This window comes from Campylobacter sp. P255, assembly GCF_003627915.1.
Classification (GTDB): domain Bacteria; phylum Campylobacterota; class Campylobacteria; order Campylobacterales; family Campylobacteraceae; genus Campylobacter_D.
Genome location: NZ_NREN01000022.1, coordinates 1 through 2226 on the forward strand (window position 1 = coordinate 1; position 2226 = coordinate 2226).

The following is a 2226-nucleotide window of genomic DNA, read 5'->3' on the forward strand; positions in this document are numbered from 1 at the left end:
TTATATCCTTATTTTTTTAAATCTCTCGCTAATTTCTAGTTTTTGAACAATTTCTACTTTAGTTGGTATTTTATAACTAGCTAATTTATCTTTACAAAATATTCTTATCTTTTTTTTAGCTTCTAGTGCAGTAAAGATTTCATTTTCTTCTAATATAATTTTTACGCAAACACTTTGACCTGTTAGAGGATTATTTTGTCCATAAACTAAACAATCTTGTATAAAAGGCAGTTGTATTAACACACCTTCTACCTCTTGAGGTAAAACTTTTTCCCCGCCAACATTGATGATTTCTTTGTTTCTTCCGATAATTTTAATATATTCTTCACCATTTTCATTGATGACTTCAACTAAATCACCAGTAGCAAAATACCCATCATCTGTAAAAACAGAATTATCTGCATTTAGATAGCCCAAACTTTGCATACTGCTTTTTAAAAAAAGTTCGTTATTAATAATTTTATATGCTATATTTTCTAACTTAATATAGTTTCCAAAACTTTTTGTCTGAGCAATACCCACCTCACTTGTACCAAAGGTTTGGTGGAATTTAACTTTTGGAAAAGTTTGTTTTAATTTCGCTAGCAAAGTTTCTGACATCCTTTCTGTGCCATAGCTAATAACCTTTAAAGAATTTAAGTTGTATTTTTCAACCACATTTGCTACCAACATTAAACTAAGCAAAGAAGGTGAAGCAGGCAAAAGTGAAATTTGATATTTTTCTATGGCTTGGGCTAGAGCTTCGATATTTTTTCTTTCCTTTATAGCAATTGCACAAGCATTCATACTAAGGCAGTTAAATAAAGTATTCAAACCACCTATATGATCAAACATTAAAAACAATAATATATTAAGTTTTTTTGTTTTTTTATTGAGATAAACATTTAAAATTTTATCAAGATCATGTATCATAGCCTTAGGTTTACCAGTGCTACCACTAGAAAATAAAATTAATCCAGGTTTATTAGTATCTATGAGTTTTTGGATTAATTCATGATTATTGTGATGTTCTTTCTGTAACTCATATTGGCTGTTTTTAAATAAAATATCACAATTAATTTCAGCAAGTTTATTATCAATCTCACTTTCATTGATAAATGGAACGATTATTTTATTTAGCTCAATACACGCTAAAAATAGACTAATGCTTTCAAAATCATAATCACCCACAATACCTACAATATCTATGTTTTTAAGATCTGCTAACATGCTGATTTTATTAATTACATTATTGCATAAATCATTGTAGGTGTATTTTTGTGCTTCATAAATTAAAGCATATTGTTCTTGATTAGTGTTGAAAATTTTATTCAAAAAAATATTTTTAAATTTAGCCATTTACTCCACCTAAATACACAATTTGACCTGTTATAAAATCACTTTTTTCATGAATAAAAAAATCAACCACATTGGCAACATCTTGAAAATTACCAAATCGTCTTATAGCTTGCTTATTAAGCAAATCTTGTATTTTATCTTTTGGGACATTTTTAATTAAATCAGTTGGTACAGGAGTAGGCCCTATAGCATTGCAAGTAATGCCAAATGAACCTAATTCTTTAGCACAAACTTGAGTTAAATTACAAATCGCTGCTTTTGAAGCAGCATATATAGCTTCTCCTTCCAACCTTAAAGCAACTGCAACAGTAGAAAAATTCACAATCCTATAAGGCATAGCAACTTGCTCTTTTTTATAAGTTTGACTCATGATCTTTGAAACTTCTCTTATAAACAAAAAACTACCATAGACATTAGTTTTAAAAATATTATCTAAACTTTTAAATGGGGTTGTTAGGGTGTGATTCATTGAGGCAATACCCGCATTATTAATTAAAATATCGATTTTCCCAAATTCTTTTTTTATGCTTCTTACCATAGAAACTACAGCTTTTTCATCACAAACATCTAATTCAAAATGTCTGTAATTTTTATGATCTATGCTTGCTTTGCCTCTTGAACAACCACAAACTATATGATTTTGTTTTAAGTAATATTCACTTAATTCTTTACCTATGCCTTTTCTAGTTCCTGTGATAATGATGATTTTTTGCATTATTCTTGCTCTTGGAGTTTTTTTACTATATACTCAGTTAGACTTTCTACATCTTTAAATGGAGAATTTCTAGCACTCATCATTTTTTCATCTGCTAGAATAATCTCTTTATCAAATTCTTCACTTAGAAGTTCTTCTAGATCAGCAACCAAGCTAACTAGGGCTAGAGAGTC

At 28.7% G+C, this 2226-nt stretch carries 2 protein-coding genes; both read right to left on the minus strand.

Annotation, left to right across the window (positions count from 1 at the left end; all coding sequences use genetic code 11):
- Positions 1 to 1338, minus strand: a complete 1338-nt coding sequence (locus CKA54_RS07525) for a fatty acid--CoA ligase family protein (protein ID WP_120760933.1) — start codon at positions 1336 to 1338, stop codon at positions 1 to 3.
- Positions 1331 to 2053, minus strand: coding sequence for an SDR family NAD(P)-dependent oxidoreductase (locus CKA54_RS07530; protein WP_120760934.1), 723 nt, complete (start codon positions 2051 to 2053; stop codon positions 1331 to 1333). Before CKA54_RS07530 ends, CKA54_RS07525 begins: the two co-directional genes overlap by 8 nt.
- Positions 2054 to 2226 lie beyond the last annotated feature (173 nt).